Raw genomic sequence first — 20,180 nt, forward strand, 5'->3', positions numbered from 1 at the left:
TTATTCCTCCTCTAGATAAAATAATTCTTCAATAGGTACTTCAAAATAACGTACTAGTTTAAGTGCAAGCTCTAAGCTGGGATTGTATTTATGGTTTTCAATCGCTGTAATGGTTTGTCTGGTAATTTGTAAATCACCCGCCATTTGAACCTGAGTTATCCCCTTTTTTAATCGGATTTCTCTTATATAATTAATGACCTTTGCCATTTACTTCCTCCTTGCTTACAATGTAAATATATCTTTACATACAGAATAATCAAAAATTTACCCAATGTAAAGAACTCTTTACATGTTTTCATTAATTTTTTGTTATAATTTTCTTAAAAATAGGTGTAGGGGGAATAAGATGAGAAATCGAGGAGCCACTATTATTTTAGAACAAGGTCGAGTTGCACTGATTAAAAGAACGAAACCATTTACCACCTATTATGTATTTCCTGGTGGAGGTATCGAGGATGGGGAAACCCCTGAGGAGGCAGCTATTCGCGAGACATATGAGGAGCTAGGGGTACATGTTCGCATCCAAAGACTTTTTAAAGTACTACCATATAGCGGAACTCAATATTATTATTTAGCTGTTATTGTAAGCGGTACGTTTGGCGCCGGATGTGGAGATGAATATGTAAGCACTTCTCAAGAAAAAGGAAAATATGAACCGATTTGGATCGACCTCAAGGATTTATCTACTCTTGATGTTCGTCCTAAAGAAATAGTAGAAGCAATCTTGGCAAATTAAACAGTCCAAGGAAACCCCAAAAATTCGGTTCATAATGTACAGACTGAAATTAACACAAATATATTAGAAGTATTTATAAAGACTGTGCAAGTTTCTTAATAGAGTAGTTAAAATTTTGTGGATGAATCCATATATTAAAAAACTGCTACCTTCTTTTGATGGAAAAAAGATAGCAGTTTATAAGTTGTTGGCTAATTCTATGAGTAAAAATTATTTGTAAAGTTTAAGCAAAATTATTTGTTTATATAGAAGCGTCTCGTTCTTAAACTAAAGATCCGCCAGTTTTTAAGTATTTTTCAATACCTTCTGCAGCACGATATGCTAGTGCTCCAACTGTACCAGTTGGGTTGTAACCTGAGTTTTGAGCAAAAGCACTTGCACCTGGTACAAATACGTTTTCACAATCCCACATTTGTAGATAGCTGTTTAAAGCACTTGTTTCTGGATCAGAGCCCATAATTACTCCACCAGTATTATGAGTAGATTGGTAGTTACGAATATCGTAATCTCCGACTTCGAGGCCATTAATTTTGATATCTTTTGCACCCATTTTTTTCATGATCTCAGCTGATTTTTCGCCCATAAACTTCATTAGTTGACGGTCTTGATCTTTCCAATTAAACGTCATACGAAGTAATGGATCACCGAATGCATCTTTATAAGTTGGATCTAAATCGATGTAATTATCTTGCCAAGGTAGGGAAGCCCCTTGTGCTTTAACAATAAGAGCACGGTTTGCATTTGTAACAGAAGCGTCTTTAAATTCTTTCCCCCAAGTAGGAACGCCTGCTGGAATCTGATTGTTTGCAATAGGACGATCCCCTAATTGGGTAATTTGAATTGTCGCACCATGTAAGAAATCTAGGTCAGTGTGATCAAAGAAGTCTCCGTTGAAGTCATCAATTTGGGCTCCTAGAGATCCTGCACCACCGTATAGATTGAACTCTTTATCGAAGAAACCTACAGCAGTCCCCAGAATTGTTTGGTATGCATAGTTTCTACCAATAACACCTGTACCAGTAACTGGATCATATGGACGGCCAAGTTGAGAGTTTAATAATAGTTTAATATTGTTCATTTGATAGGCTGATACTACAACTACATCTGCCTCTTGGATGAACTCTTCACCAGTGCGTATATCAACGTATAACACACCAGTAGCTTTTCCATTTGTGTGTAGAACTTTACGTACAACAGAATGAGTACGTACTTCGAAGTTACCAGTTTCTTTAGCTACAGGTAATACTGTAACTACTGGTGAAGCTTTTGCTCCATATTCGCAACCAAAACGCTCACAAAAACCGCAATATTGACAAGCGCCACGAGAAACGCCATCTGGATTAGTATAAGATTGCGATAGATTGTTAGAAGGCATATGGTATGGATGATATCCAAGCTCTTTCGCTGCACTTTTAAATAATTTTATAGCAGGTGTTTCCAGCATCGGCGGGTTAGGATATTTAATTTGTGGAGAATCAGGTAGTGGATTCGCCTCCCCGCTAATACCCGTCATGGCATCAAATTTATCAAAGTATGGTTCTAACTCTTCGTATGTTATACCCCAGTCTTGAAGCATCATCCCTTTAGGGATTTTACCTTTTCCGTAACGTTTAACAGTTTCTGAATAGATCTCGAAATCGTATGGTAGGAAGCGGTAAGTTTGACCATTCCAATGCTCTCCTGATCCACCTGTTCCTTCTCCGATTAGGAAGCTACCCCATTCACGGTAAGGTAATGCTCGTTGTGTCGTATTATGACGGAATGTAATTGTTTCTTTAGAAAGATCCTGCATCATTTCTTTACGCTCTGCGTAACGTAATTCATCGTGAGCCATAAAGTAATCCTCAGTTGAACGTTCTTTACCACGTTCAATACCCACTACTTTGTATCCTTTTTTTGTGAGTTCTGCTGCGATAATACCGCCTACCCAGCCTACCCCTACTAAAACTATATCTGTTTTTGGTAATTTAGTTGCCAAAGTTGTTCACCCTTTCTATTGGTGTATATTAGTGTTGATGCTGAGAGTTTAAGCTCATAGGATCTATTTTCACGAATTCATCTTTTTCTAACACATTAGTATAACTTGATTGATGTCCAGGGAAATTCTTCATTTTCCAACCAGCCATATCTTTGTTACCGCCGTACATAGGGTCAGCATATACTCCTTCAATTGTTACTTTTCTAAGTAAAGAGAAGAAAAAGGATGCACTAACAGCTCCATTTAATTTAACTTTATCAGCTTCAAAATCTTTTAAGATTTCGATTTGTTGTTCTTCTGTTAAAGTAGCGAATTTAGGTTTATCATCGGATTTCTTTGCAGCCTCTGCATTTAAAGCTGTAATTCCAAGGTTAAACACTTGCTGACGATTCAAATGTGTTTGGTACCCTTGTTGTGGAACTGCTTCTCCTGGAAAGAAAGGACCGGTCATATATTCTTTTGAGTTCAGACCAAAGCTTCCTGCGAGTTGGTGATCGATATAATATGCAACAAGTAATTCTTTCGCACCGGGTCCTACCTCAGTTTTAGGGAAAATTTGCTCTGCTGCAGCTTCTATCGTATCAAATTGTGCTTTGTCAAAATACATCAGTGCTTGGTTGAAGTTAACACTAGTAGTTGCTGAATGAACCCCAGTCTCGTTAGTTTTAGACGTTGAGTCTTTCCCTAGTAAAGAACCGAGTGCTCCACCTAATACAACTCCACCAACTGTTAATCCAGAGTTTTTGATAAAAGTACGTCTAGATGAACGTTTATCTAAGTATGTAGTCTTGTTTTCCTGTTCTGACATAATATGACCTCCAATGTAAATTAGTTGAAAATAGGTTAAATATTTATTTAGGTAAACAATTAGTTGAAAAAATCCTCATTAATGAAAAACTGAATGCCAGTTATAAACTAATGAGAATAAGATTGTATAAACCAATAAAAATGAGATAAAGTATATATATTTTTTTCCAGTCCAGCAAAAAACAATAATAGATAATCCGATACTTGAACCTATTAACGCGTACCAAGGAAACTCATTATTATAGTAAAAGAGGCCAAGAGCTAAATCTGCTACTATAAATAAAGCAAAAATTACTTGATTCAACAGTTTTAATTCTTCTAAGTTATATTGCGTCACTTTTATTCTCCTTTAACATAGTTCACACAACTATGAAAATGTAATTTTTATACAAAACAAAACAACCGTTTTACAGTCTACTCCTTTTATTTCTTCAATACTAGATATTTATTTCGAATAATAAAATATAATTTTATTCTGAAAAAACATTAAATTTTTATAATTATTGCAGATTAATAGTAAAAACCCTTGTATTATCGGTATAAAGTAATTATATTTCTTGGTTAAATAAACGATAAAATTATATTTATATAATAAAATCCCTGCAAAAGGAAAGGCGACTTTTATAACGAGGAGAATTTTCCAGCTCACACCATTTGATCATTTTTAATACTAAATTATTTACAAATTTAAACGTAGGAGTATAATGTGTTATTGATACAAAACAACCAATTTTATATATGATTAACTACTATTGAAAAAAACACATGAGAATATATAGAAACAGTATAGGAGAGACTATAATGCCAAATATCGGAATACCAGGTTTAATCATTATATTAATTATTGCTTTAATCGTGTTCGGTCCGAAAAAATTACCTCAATTGGGTAGAGCAGTTGGAGAGACGTTAAAAGAATTTAAAAGCTCAACTAAAGATATAGTAGACGATGTTGCAGAAGAATTTAGAATAGAAGACAAAGAAACAGCAACTAAAAAAAATATCTAATACAAAAAGCCGCCTAATTCTAATAGGCGGCTTTTTGCATGTGTTAATATACGTTGCTAGATCAGTCTATAAGAATCTATACAAAAGCTTGTTGCTCATTATTTCTTTAAATAACGAAGAAATAAAAGGTCCTCTTGGTGTTTGTGTGATGGGAGAAAATGTTGAAGTCGACAGTATGATGGATTATTAGATAGGGGTCAGTCATGTAGGTGATGCACCTTGAAAAGCTGGAGACATTATAAATACCAGCATCAAAATAGGCGACCTTTGAGGCCATGGAGCAATGCCCGATGCTATGTGGAAAGCTTGGAAACAAATTTACTCCAAACGGTTTTCCTCTAGCTCCTACAAACAGGCATGAACATCAGAGATGGAAGTGTATACAGATGTTGACCCATCTGATCCAAACTGTTATTCGGAAATATGGATTCCTATCATATAAAAAAGTTGAACTAGTTCAGTTTACTAAACAATTGTATTTGATATTGTGCTACGAAAGGGTTACTAGCCTTTGCCACATTTTATACATATGCACTGTCATATCTTACTTCTACAACAATCATTTCCTCTTCTGAGTAAGCCTTAAGTAATTCCCTTGCTATATATGATGGTGCTCCTAATGATACTATGGTTTCTTGTTCAGATTGTCCCTCTTTTAACAAATCACAAAAATAATTTTGGAAATCTCGAACTATGGCTTGGCGTTCCTTTGTATTCAACATATAAAGCTCTTTTTCTAACGTCTCAATATAAATATTCGCTGTCATGTTTCTCTCTCCCTCAGTACTATTCATTAAATAGTACTATACCATAACACTATTGTTCATTGCAAGGTACCTTGTTTTAAATAAAAAGTTGGTCCTGCTTCTTGTCAGGACCAACCTTTAACTTTATTTGAACAACTCTGGATATACGGTTTTAGCCACCAACTCTACTGCCTCTCCAATTCTTGGTCCGGGACGTGACATAATGTCTTGATCTAATTGGAATACAGCATTACTTTGAACTGCCTCTAGCTGGCCCCAACCTGGACGAGCTTTAATCTCACCAATTGGATCTTCTACATAATTTACAGTAGTCAAGATGATTGGTGGATTTCTTTTGATGACATCTTCCTCAGATAATTTAATCCATCCCTCTTGGTCTGCAAAAATATTGTTAACAGAAGCGTTATTTAAAACCTCTTGTTGAAATGTATCTTTACCTGTTGTAAATATTTCAGGTGACGGGCTTATTTCAAAATAGACTTCTTTCTTTTCATTTACAACAGCTACTTTGTCTTGAACACCTTTAATAGTGTCACGAATAGAATTAACAAGATCAGTTCCTTTCTCCTCTATCCCCATTACTGAGGCAAGTTGTGCAACATCTCCATAAACGTCTTCAAATGACAGTGCCGATTGAATGACGAATACATTTAGTCCCGCATTCTCCAACACTTTAAGCTCTTCCTCAGAACCTGTCGTATAAGCAATCACGACATCAGGGTTGATCTCCAAAATACGCTCTGCATTAAAGCTCATAGAATCGGAAATCCGTTCAATATCTTGTGCTTCTACTGGGTAGTTATCATAGTCTGTTACACCTACAATTTTTTCGCCAACACCAAGAGCGAATAAGATTTCAGTGTTACTCGGTTGCAGAGAAACAATTGTTTCTGGAACCTCTTCAAATATAATTTCTTTACCCCTATCATCCGTTACGGAATATTCCTTTATTTCTTCCGAGACAGTTTCTTTATCTGCCTGACACCCTACAAGAAATACAGATATTAATAATACCGCTAACCAATTCCTTAACTGTTTGTTCATTTGTTATTCCTCCACTTTTTTCTTTTTTTGTATTGGATATGATTTACTAACAAATTGAATTTCATCTACCCCGTGCTGTTTATTTACATAGACCGCCATGACAAACAACACATTTGCCAGTAGCTGTGTATAGTCGAATAATATCTCTGGCACTTCTCTTTCTAATGAAACCTTATGTAATGCCCTAACAGATTTCTTCGCTTCACTCCGACAGACATGTAATTCACAGGCTGCGGTAGAACCTTGTGGCAGTACAAATAGATTTACTCTACCTTCCACTTCACTTACGTAAAAATCATACATATCACTAAGAATATTTAAATCTTGTTCGCTAATTGCCAACTTACCTCTAACAGAACCATTTAAGTGATATGCCATAGGTGCCAGGTACATTAAGTCTTCGTAAACTCTTGGTATATCCTTTGTTAAAGATGCAGCAAGTCCTATCCGAGTGGTCAATGAATCCGTTTGGATTTCAAAATCTACAGTAGAAGGTTTCTCTCTCATAAATGGATAACAAATATAACGTAAATCCTTTTTCATCTCCTAGCCTCCTTTCCAATGTATTTGTGAAATTTCAGCAATAAAATACTCGACTTCTTACAGCACAAAAAAACGCCACCCCTAAAAGGGCGGCGCAATACCTATTTATCGTTAGAAATTCAATCTCAAAATAGAAACGTGCCGTACAATCCCTTAACTTCCGAAGAGTATTTATACGTTCAAGAAAAGGCTGGTCTCCTGGCTCATGCATCATTTTACTCTAAGAACCTTCCCATCGACTTCTAGCCGACAGTGGTATTTTTCTTATTTCATTAGCATTTACAGTTGCGGATACAGCTTCGGTTTTTCACCGAATTCCCAATTAAGCTGACAAGTCAGCACCTTTTCCCTGCAAAATTATTCACTTATCGTAAGTGTACCATAGCCTCTCATTCGAATGATAGAAGCTTGTCCGTCTATTTTCTTTCCTTACTATCAATCTTTAATCATTTTGATTTCTCTTATATTTATGCTACTGTTTTTATATGAAAAAATTTATCCCACTTTTACTTTTAATTCTCTTTGTATTTATTGCTTCTGGACAGACGTCCGAGCAGCAGTCTTTAGAGACTGTGCTTAAAAACTGGCTTCCGAATAAGCCATTGGAGTCCTTTTTATCTTTATTTCATATTCCATATTGGGGATTTAATGTCTCTGTCGAGGAACGTGGCTACTATGCATTTGTTGAATTCTTAATAAGAAAAGGCACACACTTCTTTTATTTTGGTTTGATTAGCGTAGCCATTCATATTGCTTTGTCTAAAAGATTAAAATACCGAAAACTGGTGGCAATATTCATTACCTTTCTTCTTGGAGCTGCTGATGAATTCCATCAATCCTTTACGAGTGGACGATCCGCTCTTTTTCAAGATGTCCTACTAGATACAAGTGGTGCAATTTTTGCCATGCTAGTATTAACATTAGTACAACGTATAAAGCACAGAAAAAACGCTACCCCCTAAAGGGAAGCGTTTTCTATCTAACTATTTACGTCTTTTTATTAGCAAGAAAGCAATTCCTAGCGTAACTACGGAGAATACTGTAAGTATTTGGTTTATCGGAAGGATAGGTTTAAATTTCACATTCTCAGCGGTGATTTCATATACTCCTATCGGTTTTACCGAAAAGGCACCACCTGCTCCTTCTCCTTGGCCACTTGAATTTTGCTCATCCGTAATCTCAGTTCCACCTCCGCCACCTCCACCCACAAAATAGTTAACCTTGGCAACGGGTAAAACTTTTTTATTATCCAACACAATTGGCTCTCCATATATTAGAGAAACGTCTTTTTCTCGAGAGAACTTTTCGAATATCGCACGTACGGGAGTTTGAAGCCACGGTAGCTTTACATCGCTTTTTAACTTTTCTTCCATAATGTCATCTCCTTTATTTTAGGATAAGTGTCATGTGATGTTCCTCGTAGTAAACATCTTCAACTTTTAAAGCCATTTCTTCTATTCCAAATACTTTAAAACCTAACTGAAGATATAAATTTTTGGCAGACTTATTGTCGGCAACAACTGTTAGATTAATCTTTTCTATCTCATAAGTTTCTCTTGCTTGTTTAATGGCCTGCTCCATCAAAGATCTCCCTATTCCTTTTCTTCTTCCTAGCGGGCTAACATACATCGCAAAAATATTTGCTCTATGCTTCATTTTTAAAGTACTTTCTTGTAAGAGGGTGACCATACCTATTAATCTTGTTCCTTCATATGCCCCAAAGGTATAATTTCCGTCTACCTTGAAATTAGCTCTTACTCTCTTAATGGGGTTTTCTCTTTGAATAGCCTCTTCATAGCTAGTTCCGAATGCTTCGGGACTATTTTGCAGTGCCTCAAGCCTAAGCTCCCAATAAGCCCTGGCATCATCAGATGTTAACCTTCTAATTTCCATGTTCTATGCCTCCTGAGAAAAATAGCGTGCATTACAAATTTCATGTGCGTACAATATTAAATCTCTACAAGCCTCTGCACGTGATTTTTCTGTTTCAAATAACGACGCAGACTGCTCTAAAGAGCGAATTCTCATTCCTTCTTTTAGTAAGGGATGCCAAACATTTGGCAGCATACTTAATCCTTTTCCCAGTGCTTCTTTTTTTGAAATAATCTGCTCATATTCGAGTGAATAAAGAATTCTGCAAATAGTAGCTGTAACAGCCTCCACCACTTCATCAGGCACTGAATCTGGTATTTCTTTTGCTTTCTCATACCAATAATGATTTATATTGTATTTTAACGTTTCCAAGACGTCTTCCCATTCAGTAGGGATATTTAGCTCCTGAATGGCTGTCCCCTGCAATACAATTCCATGCTCCTTTAACACCCACCAAGTTACATGATTAATGTCCCAATGACCTACCTCAACTAAACCTTCTGAACAATATGGATACGGCTGAAGAAGATTATTGGTTTTACCAAGGTCCTTTGTTTGAATATACATACCATCCATCCGAGAACCTAATTCTTCTTTAGACAATTGAAAATGAATGTCCTTTATTATTTCTATTTCTTTCTCATTCATCTCTCTTTTTAATAAAACAATAAAGTCAATATCACTCTTCTTCTCATCAAAAGCTCCTAAAGCAATGGAGCCATACAGATAAACTCCTTCTATTAAAGTCTTAGGTAGATTTGTGTTTAATTGCGGTAAATATAATTGCAGTAAGTTATGCGCAGACTGAGATATTAAATAACCCAAAGTTCTTCTCCCCTTCTAAATATGTTCAAAATATGTCCCAGGTTCCGAAATTTCGACAAAACATGACAAGTAACACTATTACTAAAAACTAGTCTAAGGTACATTAGCGCTAACAAATAATTTTTTTTAGGAGATTATCATACTGTGAATAAAAATGTTGCTTGGATTACTGACACTGCTGCTTTATTGGAACAATCATTTATTGAAAAACATAATATACATGTCTTACCGCTAAATATTGTTTTTGAAGAAGGTGCCTTCAAGGAAACAATTGATATGACACATGATGAATTCTATGACAAATTAAGAACCGCAAAAGTCCATCCTAAAACCTCTCAGCCCCCAATTGGCGAGATGGTGCAACTATATGAAGATTTAAAAGCACAGGGATATGACTGTGCAGTAGCAGTTCATACGTCTAGTGAGCTATCAGGAACTTATAACAGCTCACAAACTGCTTCTGAACTAGCCAACTTTAAAGTGTATTCGATTGATTCTAAAATAGGTTCTTATCCGATGGTCAAAATGCTAGAGGTTGGAAAAAGCATGGTAGAAGAAGGACATGATGTAGAAGAAGTTGTAGCCCATATTGAAAATATGACAAATAACTCCGAGTTATCCTTTATTCCTTCTAGCTTGACTCAGCTTCATAAAAGCGGTCGTGTGTCCGGCACGAAAGCTTTTCTTAGTAATCTCTTAAATATAAAAGTAGTCATTTCCTTTGATGAAGGAAAAGTGGTTATGAAAGAAAAAGTCCGTGCAGATAAAAGAGCTAAAAATTATGTAATGGAGCTACTTCGAAAAGACATGAAAATAGCTGAAGTTCCAGAAGTTGCCGTAATCAACTGCAACAATGTTAAGGATGCTAAAACCTGGAGAGAAGAAATCTTACAAGAATTCCCTAAGCTAAAGGTAATCGTTATCCCACTAAGCGCTTGTGTAGGAGTGCATGCGGGAGAAGGTACAACAGGACTTAGCTGGGTCAGATATTAATAGATTCAATCGAGGGGGTTTGCTATTTAGCAAACTCCTCTTTTAATAAGGAACAAATAGCAGCATCGCAAAACCGCCCTTTTTCAAATGCCGATTTTCTTAATGTTCCCTCATATATAAATCCTGCCTTCTCCAAAGTTCTTTTCGATGCACTATTTTCCGGATCATAGAGTGCTTCAATTCTGTTAAGCTCCATATTTTCAAAGCCATAGGTAAGTATAGGCTGCAAAATCTCTGTCATTACTCCCCTTCTCCAAAATTCTGGTGTGAGCTCAAACCCGATTTCAGCCTTATAGTGTTCCTTTTCCCAATTATGGTAGCCACAGCTCCCTATAATCTTATTGTTCTCCTTAGTAGCTATCCCCCAACGCAAGCCCTCATTTTTATGATATTTTTTCTGCCAGTTCTTTATTATCCTTCTTGCTTCGCTAACATCATTTAAGACATCCAGATCATAGTATTTCATAACCTCATCCTGAGAGAAATAATGGAAAACCTCTTTTGCATCGCTTAGTTCTATTTGGCGCAGTATAAACCGTGTCGTTTCCATTCTAGGAAACCTTTTATTGCGTTGATCATAGGCAAATAATACAAAGAATTGAGCAATGAAAATTATCCCTGACAAGAAACTAATAAAGATGCTTATCCAAACATGTGATGATATTTCTCCATTTCCAATAGGGCCAACTTTCGGCTGGTACATATCATAAACACCATAAGCATTAATCCCTAATATAACTACTCCAGCAAACAATATAATCCATTTAGCCATGACGACACTCCCTATCGAGAGTTTATTCGAGATGATGGCCATAAAATCCTTTTTTGTTGTTCTGAAAAGACCTATAGCGCCGCCGGACTATTTTACGACAATTAACTCTTCGTTTACGACAATCACCGGATAATTTACGACAATCTCTCGCCTGCCCTATCCCTTTGACCTGATTTACGACAATCCAGCCTCGGATTACTACAATGACCGGATACTTTACGACATTCACCTGATAATTTACTACAATCTCTCGCCTGCCCTATCCCTTTGACCTGATTTACGACAATCCACCCTCCGATTACTACAATGCCTGGATACTTTACGACATTCACCTGATAATTTACTACATTCTCTCGCCTGCTCTATCCCTTTGACCTGATTTACGACAATCCACCCACCGATTACTACAATGCCTGGATACTTTACGACATTCACCTGATAATTTACTACAATCTCTCGCCTGCTCTATCCCTTTGACCTGATTTACGACAATCCAGCCTCCGATTACTACAATGCCTGGATACTGTACGACAATCACCTGATAATTTACGACAATCCGTCATCCAATCCACTTACCACAACACCTTTACTCTCACAGATGTTGTCCAATAAATGTTTCTATCCCCATGTCACCAAGGCTTCCTACTCGATGCTTCCTAACGGAAACAACTTGATTCTCCATTTCCTGGTCACCGATGATCAGCATATACGGATGCTTTTGCATGGCTGCCTCTCGTATCTTCAATCCAATCTTTTCTACGCGTTCATCTACTTCTACCCGGTAGCCTTCTTGTTCTAGCTGCGACTTTACTTCTTCCGCATAAGCTAGATGAGCATCTGCGATAGGCAATACCTTCACTTGAACTGGGGCTAGCCAAAGTGGAAAATTACCTTGAAAGTGTTCTAATAGAATCGCGATAAATCGTTCAATGGAGCCATAGATCGCTCGATGAATCATGATAGGACGACGAAGTTGGTTGTTTTCATCGACGTACTGACAATTAAATTTTTCCGGCATTTGAAAATCAAGCTGAACTGTTCCACACTGCCAGCTACGTCCAAGTGAATCGAGTATATGGAAGTCAATTTTAGGACCGTAAAAAGCTCCATCTCCCTCGTTTACTTGATATTCAACCTGTTTACTCTTCAATACCGATTCTAGTGCTTCTTCTGCTTGGTCCCATGCTTCCACAGAACCCATAAAATCCTCTGGACGAGTTGATAGCTCCACCTTATAGCTAAATCCAAATTCACGGTAGAATTCATCCACTAGATCTAACACCTTCGCAAGCTCACCTTCAATTTGCTCCTCTAGAACAAACAGATGGGCATCGTCTTGAGTAAATGCTCTAACACGTAATAGACCATTCAAAGATCCCGAAAGCTCATGACGGTGTACTAATCCGAGCTCTGCATACCGTATTGGAAGTTCTCGGTAACCTCTTCTTTTACTATTAAAGATTAAAACTGCTCCTGGACAGTTCATTGGCTTTATCGCATACTTTTGTTCATCCACATCGGCAAAATACATATTTTCATGGTAATGATCCCAGTGTCCCGACTTCTCCCAAAGCTCCTGCTTCATCATGATAGGAGTCTTTATCTCCTGGTAGCCCGCTCTCTGATGCTTCTCTCTCCATAAATTTTCTAGTTCATTTCGTAAGACCATTCCTTTTGGTAGATAAAATGGCATACCGGGAGCTTCCTCCATGGACATAAATAATTCTAATTGCTGACCTAATTTTTGATGACTTAATCTTTCCTCGGCTTTTACTGACATTATAATTCCTCCTAGTTTTGGTTAAATATAAAAAGACCACACCCATCCCGGTAAAGGGACGAGTGTGGTCGTGGTTCCACCCTAATTTTGCCGACATTAAAAAATACGGCTCTCATAAAATATAACGGTTTTCCGATTATGGATACTAGTTGTTCCCCATAATAGCTCCAAGGTGGTAAACTATTCGCCTTTCTAACAGGGCTTTCAGCCAATGACCCTGCTCTCTAATTAGAAATTGTTGAATAATTCATGTCCTTTTCATAGCTTAAATATAAAATTGTATATACAAAAAAACACACCCGTCCCGGTAAAGGGACGAGCGTGGTCGTGGTTCCACCCTAATTTTGCCGTCGAATAAAAAATACGGCTCTCTAAAAAGATAACGGTTTCCCGATTATGGATACTAGTTGTTCCCCATAATAGCTCCAAGGCGGTAAATCATTCGTTTTTCTTACAGGGCTTTCAGCCAATGACCCTGCTCTCTAATAAGAAATTTATTGAAATGACTCATGTCCTTTTCTTTGCCTAAATAACATAAATTAATTTTCAATAGTATATTCAATAAGTTTAGAATAGTCAACTAAATTTTATTTTAAATGAAAGAACGTCCCATCACAACCGTGTGATAGTATTTCCCATCCCTTAAAATTTTATCGTTTTTTAATATACCCTCTACCTCGAAACCATACTTTTTATATAAGGAAATCGCTTTTTCGTTTGTATGTAATACATTTAATGAGATTTTTTTGATACTATTGGCATCAGCCCAAGCGATCGACTCCTTCAAGAAGTTGGTACCGATACTCAGCTCCCAATATTCTTTTAAGACACACACACCAAATTCTACTTTATGCGCAAACCGCGTTAAGCCGTTCCCTACACATCTAGAAAAGCCAACAATCCTCCCCTCAATCTCTGCGACTAAAAAGAGATTGTTCACGGAAAGGGTGTCATCCTCAATTAGCTTCTCAAAGCCTGTGACATCAATGAATGCTTCCCCTTGTTCTCTATCTAGATTCTCCGTCTCCCCGTCGATTTGAACCCTGACCTCGGACAGCTGTTTTGCATCGAGCTGACTAGCCGATCTGATTTTATACGAGATATCTCTAACCTTAAATTCCTTTGTCTCTATTTCCATCTCTCAATTTCCCACTTTTCTTTATTTATTCTTATCGAAGTTTCTTTTAGCAAGCTGCTGCAAAGGATCCCATACACCGTTAAATGGTGGAGCGTACGATAGGTCCAGGTCTAATAAATCGGGGAGCTTCATGCTGTGGTAAAGGGCAGTTGCTAATACATCGGTGCGCTTGTCTACTCCTTGCCCACCAACAATCTGACCACCTAGAAGCAATTGATCCTCTTTACGATAAAGGAGTTTTATCTGCATTAACTCTTTACCAGGATAATAACCTGCAATATCACTGGCCTCAATCGTACTTGTGTCGAAAGGAATGTCTAGTTCCTTTACTTCCTCCTCTGACAGTCCGGTTCTACCAATAGACAATTCAAAGAATTTCATAATAGAGGTACCGACAATACCTTTAAATGGTATTTCTTCTCCAATCATATTGAATCCTGCAAGTCTACCTTGTTTATTGGCAGTAGTACCTAGCGGGACATAATCGTTTTTTTGTTTCAAACGATTAAAATGAGTGGAGCAATCTCCTGCCGCATAAATATCTGGAATACTTGTTTCCAAATATTCATTTACGATTATGGCTCCATTCGCTAGAGTCTCTATTCCTGTCTCCTTAAGGAAATTAGTTGCAGGTTTTATGCCAATAGCTATTAACACTAAGTCTGTTGAGTATGTCCCTTTGTCAGTTACAACCGCTTGGACTCGTGTCTTCCCCGTAAAGGATTTAACCTCCTCATTTAGTTTGACCTCCACATGTTTTTCCTTTGCCTTTTGTAGTAATATGTCTGACATCTCTGGATCAAGAATTGGCATTAGTCGATCTCCACGTTGAATTACTCGGACCTCTTTACCAATTTCTCTTATGTTTTCTGCCATTTCTAAACCAATATATCCTCCACCGATAATCGTAACGTGATTTACAGCCTCTAAATCCGCTATCAATGCCTCGGTTTGTGGAATGGTTTTAAACGTATGTATCCCATCTAGTTGTGTACCCTCCCAGTCAGGTACAACGGAGCTAGCACCTGTTGCTACCAACAATCGGTCATACTTAACCTCAAATCTTTCTCCAGTTACTAATACATTCCCTGCAACTGTTTTGTTCAGATGGTTTACTTCAGTTACTTCATGTCCTATTTTTGCATCAATCTTGTATTTCGTTCGAAACATCTCTACACTTCTTGCAATTACATCTGTCGTAGAAAATATCTTTTTTCCAACTACATATGGTAGGCCACATTGTCCGTATGAGTAAATATTTCCTTTTTCTAAAGTCGTAATTTGAGCTGTAGAATCGTTGCGAAAAATCTCCATTGCAGCACTCATACCAGCTGCATCTCCGCCTATAATGACATAATGCATACATTCTCCTCCTCATCTCTCTTTTTATTACTTCTCGTTTAGATGATAATGTTCCTTCTATAAGTTAATAATGCCCTTAATTTCCTTAAGTTAATCTCAATCAAAAGAGGTATGCCCTGTCTTAAAGGACATACCTCTTTAACTGTAATTTGATTAAACCGCACGATCCCAAAAGCGATGCGCCGCCACTGCATTGATGAACTCATCTACAAAGTGTACTTTATCATTTGCTAACACACCAACTTGACCTACAAGTCCCATTTCTTCTAGAAGCTCGTCACCACTAAAGGTAGATCCAATAGGCTTATAATGTGTAAATGCTTCTTGGACAAATAACATGGCATTTTTCTTAAATGCAGGTGTTGTTCCATCATTACTTGCCACATAGACTGCGTCAAATAAAACGGAATCTGCTGTTAAGAAGGTGTGATCTACTGGTAAACTTGCACCATTTGCTCCAGTTACACTTCCATGATGATCACTCACGACCATAGGAAGAGTTCCTTTTGCTTTTAAAGCCTCCATAAAGCTCAATAACTCTTCATCAAAGCCATCTCCTACGAGAATTGCTATTTTTCTAGTATCAGGCTTCATTACTGTATTTAGCTGACTTAAGGCTGGTGAAGATTTGGTTACTTTATTCTCAGCAGTTCCTTGAATAACCATTCCTAAATTCTCTGCAACTTTGCTCGCCATTTCTAAATCTATGTTTGCAATCATTTCTAATGCTTGAGTACGTACCGACTTCTCTACACATTTACCAAGCTCAAAGCTAAATGCTTCAATTATGTGTTCCTTCTCTGGCTTACTCATACTATTCCAGAACATTGTAGCTTGAGTAAAATGATCCTTAAAGCTTTCGCTACGTGCTCTTACCTTACGAGCATCTATTTTTTCTTGATAGTGAGCATATCCGCCCTCTGCTTCGCTCACTGGCGCAGGCGTGTTGTTAGCAAGTGAATTTTTGTGATAGCTAACTTGTCCAACGTTAATCGTTTGTCTTCCATATCCATCTCGCTGGTTATTATGGAAAGGGCAAACCGGACGATTGATCGGAAGTTCGTGGAAATTAGGACCACCAAGTCTTATTAACTGTGTATCCGTATAAGAGAACAATCTTCCTTGTAAAAGAGGATCGTTGGTAAAGTCAATACCAGGAACGACATTACCTGGATGGAATGCTACCTGTTCTGTCTCCGCGAATACATTATCAACGTTTCGGTTTAATGTCATTTTTCCTATACGTTTAACCGGCACCTCTTCCTCCGGCCAAATTTTAGTAGGGTCTAATATATCAAAGTCAAAAGAGAACTCATCTTCTTCTGAAATAATTTGCACGCCAAACTCGTATTCTGGATAGTCTCCCTTTTCAATTGCTTCATATAAATCACGGCGGTGGAAGTCGGGATCCTTACCATTAATCTTTTGTGCTTCATCCCACACAACCGAGTGAGTTCCAAGCAATGGCTTCCAATGGAATTTAACAAAGTGAGCCTTTCCTTCTTCATTGACAAATCGGAAAGTATGAACACCAAAGCCTTCCATCATGCGATAGCTTCTAGGAATTGCTCGATCTGACATTGCCCACATAATCATATGTGCCGATTCCTGGTTGTTCGCTATAAAATCCCAAAATGTATCATGTGCCGTAGCTGCTTGAGGCATTTCGTTATGAGGCTCTGGCTTCATAGCATGGACTAAATCTGGAAACTTAATAGCATCTTGAATGAAAAAGACAGGAATATTGTTAGCCACTAAATCGTAGTTTCCTTCTTCTGTATAGAATTTAGTCGAGAAACCTCGAGCATCACGCGCTAGCTCACCTGACCCGCGGGAACCAGCAACTGTCGAAAACCTTACAAAGACAGGGGTCTTAGAACCAGGTGTTTGTAAGAACTTCGCTTTTGTATAAGGCTTCATGGATTCGTACACTTCAAATACTCCATGTGCTCCGTAACCTCTAGCGTGAACAATTCGCTCTGGAATTCGCTCATGATCAAAATGCGTCATTTTTTCTCTAAAATGAAAATCCTCCATAAGTGTTGGACCACGATCTCCAGCCTTTAAAGAAAATTCATCCTCAGAAACTTTTAACCCATGATTAGTTGTCATAGCTTTGTCTTTATCTACTGCTCGAAATTGTTCTAATTGTTCATTTTTACTGTTTTCATTTACTTTATTATCCAATCGAAGTCCTCCTCTAATATAAATTGCTTCTATAGGATAATTACCCATAATTTTAGTAAAAAAACTTCTTTATTATAATCTTTCTAAATTAGTAACTAGTTTAGAGCTTTAAAGCGCATAGTTTCTATTAATATATGAATGAGGGAAGTATGATTGATTTCATTTCTACGTGGGAAAGATAGAATTTGAAAACATGAATAAATTTATCTCATTTACTAACTAAAAAAATACCTCAAGAGATTATATATATCTCTCGAGGTATATCGCTTACACTCTGAAGCTAAAGCTGAGAATATCAACCATTGCTTGTATTTAACCCATTATATTGTATCCACCATCTACGTACACTATTTCTCCAGTGACACCTCGTGATAAGTTACCAAGAAGTGCAACCGTCATTTCTCCAACTTCTTGTTGAGTAACATTTCGTTTAAGAGGAGCAGTTTCTTCTATTTTATGCAAAATCGTGTTAAAAGAAGAGATACCCTTAGCCGCTAAAGTTCGAACGGCTCCAGCAGATATCGCGTTGACACGAACGTTTTGCTTGCCCAAATCTACTGCCAAATATTTTACAGATGCTTCTAAGGATGCTTTAGCAATGCCCATAACATTATATCCTTCTAAAACGCGCTCTGCTCCAAGATAGGACATGGTGACAATAGCTCCACCCTCTGTCATAAAAGGAGCTGCTTCTCTTGCTGCAGCAATTAAAGAATACGCGCTAGTATCCTGAGCAAACGCATAACCCTCTCTCGAAGTTTTAATGAAATCATCTTTTAAATCTTCCGCATGAGCAAATGCCACTGAGTGAACGACCCCGTGGATCACTCCTACTTCCTTACCGATCTTCTCGAAGGCTTCTTTAATGCTCTCATCGCTATTAACATCACATTCTACTACTAACTTAGCCTCTAAATTATTATCTCCTAATAATTTTTGGATTTTCCCTAGAGAGCGTTCTTTTCGGTAAGTAAAAATAACATTTGCTCCAACATCAAATAAGGTTTTAGCTACTCCCCATGCCAAGCTTCGCTCATTAGCCACGCCCATTACTACTACATTTTTATCTTTTAGTTGTATTAAGTCCTTCATAAGAACCTCCCGTTTTAACCTGTTATTAGTACCTGTTACTAATTTTATCATACCACATGAATCTTCTCTTGTACTATGCAATTTTCTTTTTTCATTCAGTAGTTTATTATTATTTGAATTAACTTCATAATTTCTTTTTTATGAAAAAATACGAACACTTAAATGAGCATAATATGCCTTTTTAATAATCAAGTAGAATTGAATTCAGCTCTCGGGGACTCTTTCCTTCGGTTGAGCGATAAGCAACATAAAAGCTACTTGCTTTCCCCAATGAGGAAGCAAGTAGCTTTTTTAACTTATGACTTCTTCTAGCGTATTAGCTAAAATTATATTTTTTAAATTCTTGCAGGCAAAGTATTGCATAGCCCCTGCTCCACCTATATAAAATTTAGTTTCTTTATGATTTTCAGCAAACTGGTCCAACCCAGCTAGCAATTTAGGATTGCGTTCAAAAGGTATGCTTGTCGAGGCAGACAATAGAACCTTTTGTGGTTTAAGTTTTTCTACCATTGATTCTATTGCTCCCGGTGCAGGAGAAGCCCCTATTAAAAAGGATTTCCATCCCTTCATCATAAATTGTAATAATAAAATGTGAACAGGTATTTCATGGGTTTCATGAGGAAGACAGCATCCTATCACCAGCGGCGCATCATCCCTATAATGAAAATTACGACGAATTTGCACTAGGAAATCACGGACAATCATACTAGAAACAGCCTCCTGATACTCATCCCATTCTTCCTTTTCCCATCGGTTTCCCACCTCGAGTAAAAAGGGTAATACGACCTTATCTAAAAAATTCTCTAAGCCGTAGTGAAAGTAGGCTTGCTGCAAAGTATACGTTAACTCTATTTCATCGCAATCTGTTCCATGCTCCAACAACTTAAAAACAAAATCATTAAACTCCGGAAAAGAGGATTCATTTTCAATAGGTAGCTCCACTTGGGCATGATCTAATTGTTTTTCCTCCAAGACCTGAGCAACTGCTTGTTTTAGAGAGTATCCCTTCTCAGATAGAACCTTTACTTTTAAAAGCTTCTTTATATCCTCTTCACTATAAACTCGATAGCCGTTATCTAAACGTTCAGGTTGTATCAGGTCATAACGCTCTTCCCATTTTCGAATAACTTGCTTTGACAAACCTGTTACATTAGACACCTGTTGAATATTATAATTACTATTTGGGCGAGCTTGCATCATCTATATTCATCCTTTCAGCCTCTATGTAAAAGCTGTTGTTGCTTTTGTTAATTAATCTATAGTATAACATCATTCCCTC

At 37.3% G+C, this 20,180-nt stretch carries 21 protein-coding genes, 1 riboswitch and 2 other annotated features; of the genes, 4 read left to right on the forward strand and 17 right to left on the reverse strand.

Translation table 11 applies throughout. From position 1 onward, the window contains the following. Positions 1–207 (reverse strand): helix-turn-helix transcriptional regulator, encoded by a 207-nt coding sequence (locus tag NSQ95_RS17850; RefSeq protein WP_340881589.1) that lies wholly within the window; start codon positions 205–207, stop codon positions 1–3. 139 nt (positions 208–346) lie between these two features. On the opposite strand from NSQ95_RS17850, the gene NSQ95_RS17855 reads away from it, so the two are divergent. After that, complete coding sequence (locus NSQ95_RS17855) at positions 347–736, forward strand: NUDIX domain-containing protein (protein ID WP_340881588.1); 390 nt, start codon at positions 347–349, stop codon at positions 734–736. A gap of 262 nt (positions 737–998) precedes the next feature. Here NSQ95_RS17855 and NSQ95_RS17860 read toward each other — a convergent pair whose 3' ends face one another. The 3 genes from NSQ95_RS17860 to NSQ95_RS17870 all read right to left on the reverse strand — a co-directional run bounded on the left by NSQ95_RS17860 (position 999) and on the right by NSQ95_RS17870 (position 3,858). Next, positions 999–2,714, reverse strand: a complete 1,716-nt coding sequence (locus tag NSQ95_RS17860) for a GMC family oxidoreductase (RefSeq protein WP_340881586.1) — start codon at positions 2,712–2,714, stop codon at positions 999–1,001. 28 nt (positions 2,715–2,742) lie between these two features. Next, a complete protein-coding gene (locus NSQ95_RS17865) occupies positions 2,743–3,522 on the reverse strand; it encodes a gluconate 2-dehydrogenase subunit 3 family protein (RefSeq protein WP_340881585.1) in 780 nt (259 codons plus the stop codon). Between the two features lie 78 nt (positions 3,523–3,600). Further along, a complete protein-coding gene (locus NSQ95_RS17870) occupies positions 3,601–3,858 on the reverse strand; it encodes a hypothetical protein (protein WP_342560017.1) in 258 nt (85 codons plus the stop codon). A 461-nt stretch (positions 3,859–4,319) separates the two neighbouring features. Here NSQ95_RS17870 and tatA point away from each other — a divergent pair, with 461 nt between their 5' ends. Further along, the gene (tatA, locus tag NSQ95_RS17875) at positions 4,320–4,526 is read left to right on the forward strand and encodes a twin-arginine translocase TatA/TatE family subunit (protein ID WP_340885831.1); all 207 of its coding nucleotides are present in this window, start codon (positions 4,320–4,322) and stop codon (positions 4,524–4,526) included. A 521-nt stretch (positions 4,527–5,047) separates the two neighbouring features. On the opposite strand, the gene NSQ95_RS17880 is transcribed toward tatA, so the two are convergent. From NSQ95_RS17880 to NSQ95_RS17890, 3 genes are all read right to left on the reverse strand, one after another. Next, a complete protein-coding gene (locus tag NSQ95_RS17880) occupies positions 5,048–5,293 on the reverse strand; it encodes a DUF1700 domain-containing protein (protein WP_340881581.1) in 246 nt (81 codons plus the stop codon). A gap of 123 nt (positions 5,294–5,416) precedes the next feature. After that, entirely contained in the window at positions 5,417–6,337 is a 921-nt protein-coding gene (locus NSQ95_RS17885; protein WP_340881580.1) for an ABC transporter substrate-binding protein, read from the reverse strand. 3 nt (positions 6,338–6,340) lie between these two features. Continuing rightward, positions 6,341–6,880, reverse strand: coding sequence for a hypothetical protein (locus NSQ95_RS17890; protein ID WP_340881578.1), 540 nt, complete (start codon positions 6,878–6,880; stop codon positions 6,341–6,343). Positions 6,881–7,050: 170 nt separating this feature from the next. Continuing rightward, positions 7,051–7,241: riboswitch (cobalamin riboswitch) on the reverse strand. 124 nt (positions 7,242–7,365) lie between these two features. Between NSQ95_RS17890 and NSQ95_RS17895 the strand changes: the two genes are divergently transcribed. Then, positions 7,366–7,842 carry a VanZ family protein gene (locus NSQ95_RS17895; RefSeq protein WP_340881576.1) on the forward strand — a complete coding sequence of 159 codons (477 nt, stop codon included), beginning with the start codon at positions 7,366–7,368 and terminating at the stop codon, positions 7,840–7,842. Positions 7,843–7,863: 21 nt separating this feature from the next. Here NSQ95_RS17895 and NSQ95_RS17900 read toward each other — a convergent pair whose 3' ends face one another. The 3 genes from NSQ95_RS17900 to NSQ95_RS17910 are packed head-to-tail and all read right to left on the reverse strand — an operon-like array spanning position 7,864 to position 9,577. Next, complete coding sequence (locus NSQ95_RS17900) at positions 7,864–8,253, reverse strand: spore germination protein GerW family protein (RefSeq protein WP_340881575.1); 390 nt, start codon at positions 8,251–8,253, stop codon at positions 7,864–7,866. A gap of 13 nt (positions 8,254–8,266) precedes the next feature. Further along, positions 8,267–8,773 (reverse strand): GNAT family N-acetyltransferase, encoded by a 507-nt coding sequence (locus NSQ95_RS17905; RefSeq protein WP_340881574.1) that lies wholly within the window; start codon positions 8,771–8,773, stop codon positions 8,267–8,269. A gap of 3 nt (positions 8,774–8,776) precedes the next feature. Next, a complete protein-coding gene (locus NSQ95_RS17910) occupies positions 8,777–9,577 on the reverse strand; it encodes an aminoglycoside adenylyltransferase domain-containing protein (protein ID WP_340881572.1) in 801 nt (266 codons plus the stop codon). 144 nt (positions 9,578–9,721) lie between these two features. On the opposite strand from NSQ95_RS17910, the gene NSQ95_RS17915 reads away from it, so the two are divergent. Beyond that, on the forward strand, positions 9,722–10,570 hold the full coding sequence (locus NSQ95_RS17915; protein ID WP_340881570.1) for a DegV family protein: 849 nt from the start codon (positions 9,722–9,724) through the stop codon (positions 10,568–10,570). A gap of 22 nt (positions 10,571–10,592) precedes the next feature. Here the strand turns inward: NSQ95_RS17915 and NSQ95_RS17920 are convergent, their stop codons facing one another. The 7 genes from NSQ95_RS17920 to NSQ95_RS17950 form a co-directional block, all read right to left on the reverse strand. Next, positions 10,593–11,342: a GNAT family protein gene (locus NSQ95_RS17920; RefSeq protein ID WP_340881569.1), complete on the reverse strand. Its 750-nt coding sequence runs from the start codon at positions 11,340–11,342 to the stop codon at positions 10,593–10,595. A gap of 592 nt (positions 11,343–11,934) precedes the next feature. Then, entirely contained in the window at positions 11,935–13,122 is a 1,188-nt protein-coding gene (thrS, locus tag NSQ95_RS17925; protein ID WP_340881565.1) for a threonine--tRNA ligase, read from the reverse strand. 51 nt (positions 13,123–13,173) lie between these two features. After that, positions 13,174–13,393: a binding site (T-box leader), on the reverse strand. A gap of 37 nt (positions 13,394–13,430) precedes the next feature. Then, positions 13,431–13,653: a binding site (T-box leader), on the reverse strand. Between the two features lie 61 nt (positions 13,654–13,714). Continuing rightward, positions 13,715–14,260, reverse strand: coding sequence for a GNAT family N-acetyltransferase (locus tag NSQ95_RS17930; RefSeq protein ID WP_340881564.1), 546 nt, complete (start codon positions 14,258–14,260; stop codon positions 13,715–13,717). 21 nt (positions 14,261–14,281) lie between these two features. Continuing rightward, entirely contained in the window at positions 14,282–15,622 is a 1,341-nt protein-coding gene (locus NSQ95_RS17935) for an FAD-dependent oxidoreductase (RefSeq protein WP_340881562.1), read from the reverse strand. A 153-nt stretch (positions 15,623–15,775) separates the two neighbouring features. After that, positions 15,776–17,857: a catalase gene (locus tag NSQ95_RS17940; protein WP_340881561.1), complete on the reverse strand. Its 2,082-nt coding sequence runs from the start codon at positions 17,855–17,857 to the stop codon at positions 15,776–15,778. 264 nt (positions 17,858–18,121) lie between these two features. After that, positions 18,122–18,901: an SDR family oxidoreductase gene (locus NSQ95_RS17945; protein WP_340881560.1), complete on the reverse strand. Its 780-nt coding sequence runs from the start codon at positions 18,899–18,901 to the stop codon at positions 18,122–18,124. A 291-nt stretch (positions 18,902–19,192) separates the two neighbouring features. After that, complete coding sequence (locus NSQ95_RS17950) at positions 19,193–20,101, reverse strand: MerR family transcriptional regulator (RefSeq protein ID WP_340881558.1); 909 nt, start codon at positions 20,099–20,101, stop codon at positions 19,193–19,195. Positions 20,102–20,180 lie beyond the last annotated feature (79 nt).

It is taken from the genome of Psychrobacillus sp. FSL W7-1457 (genome assembly GCF_038593405.1).
Lineage (GTDB): Bacteria > Bacillota > Bacilli > Bacillales_A > Planococcaceae > Psychrobacillus.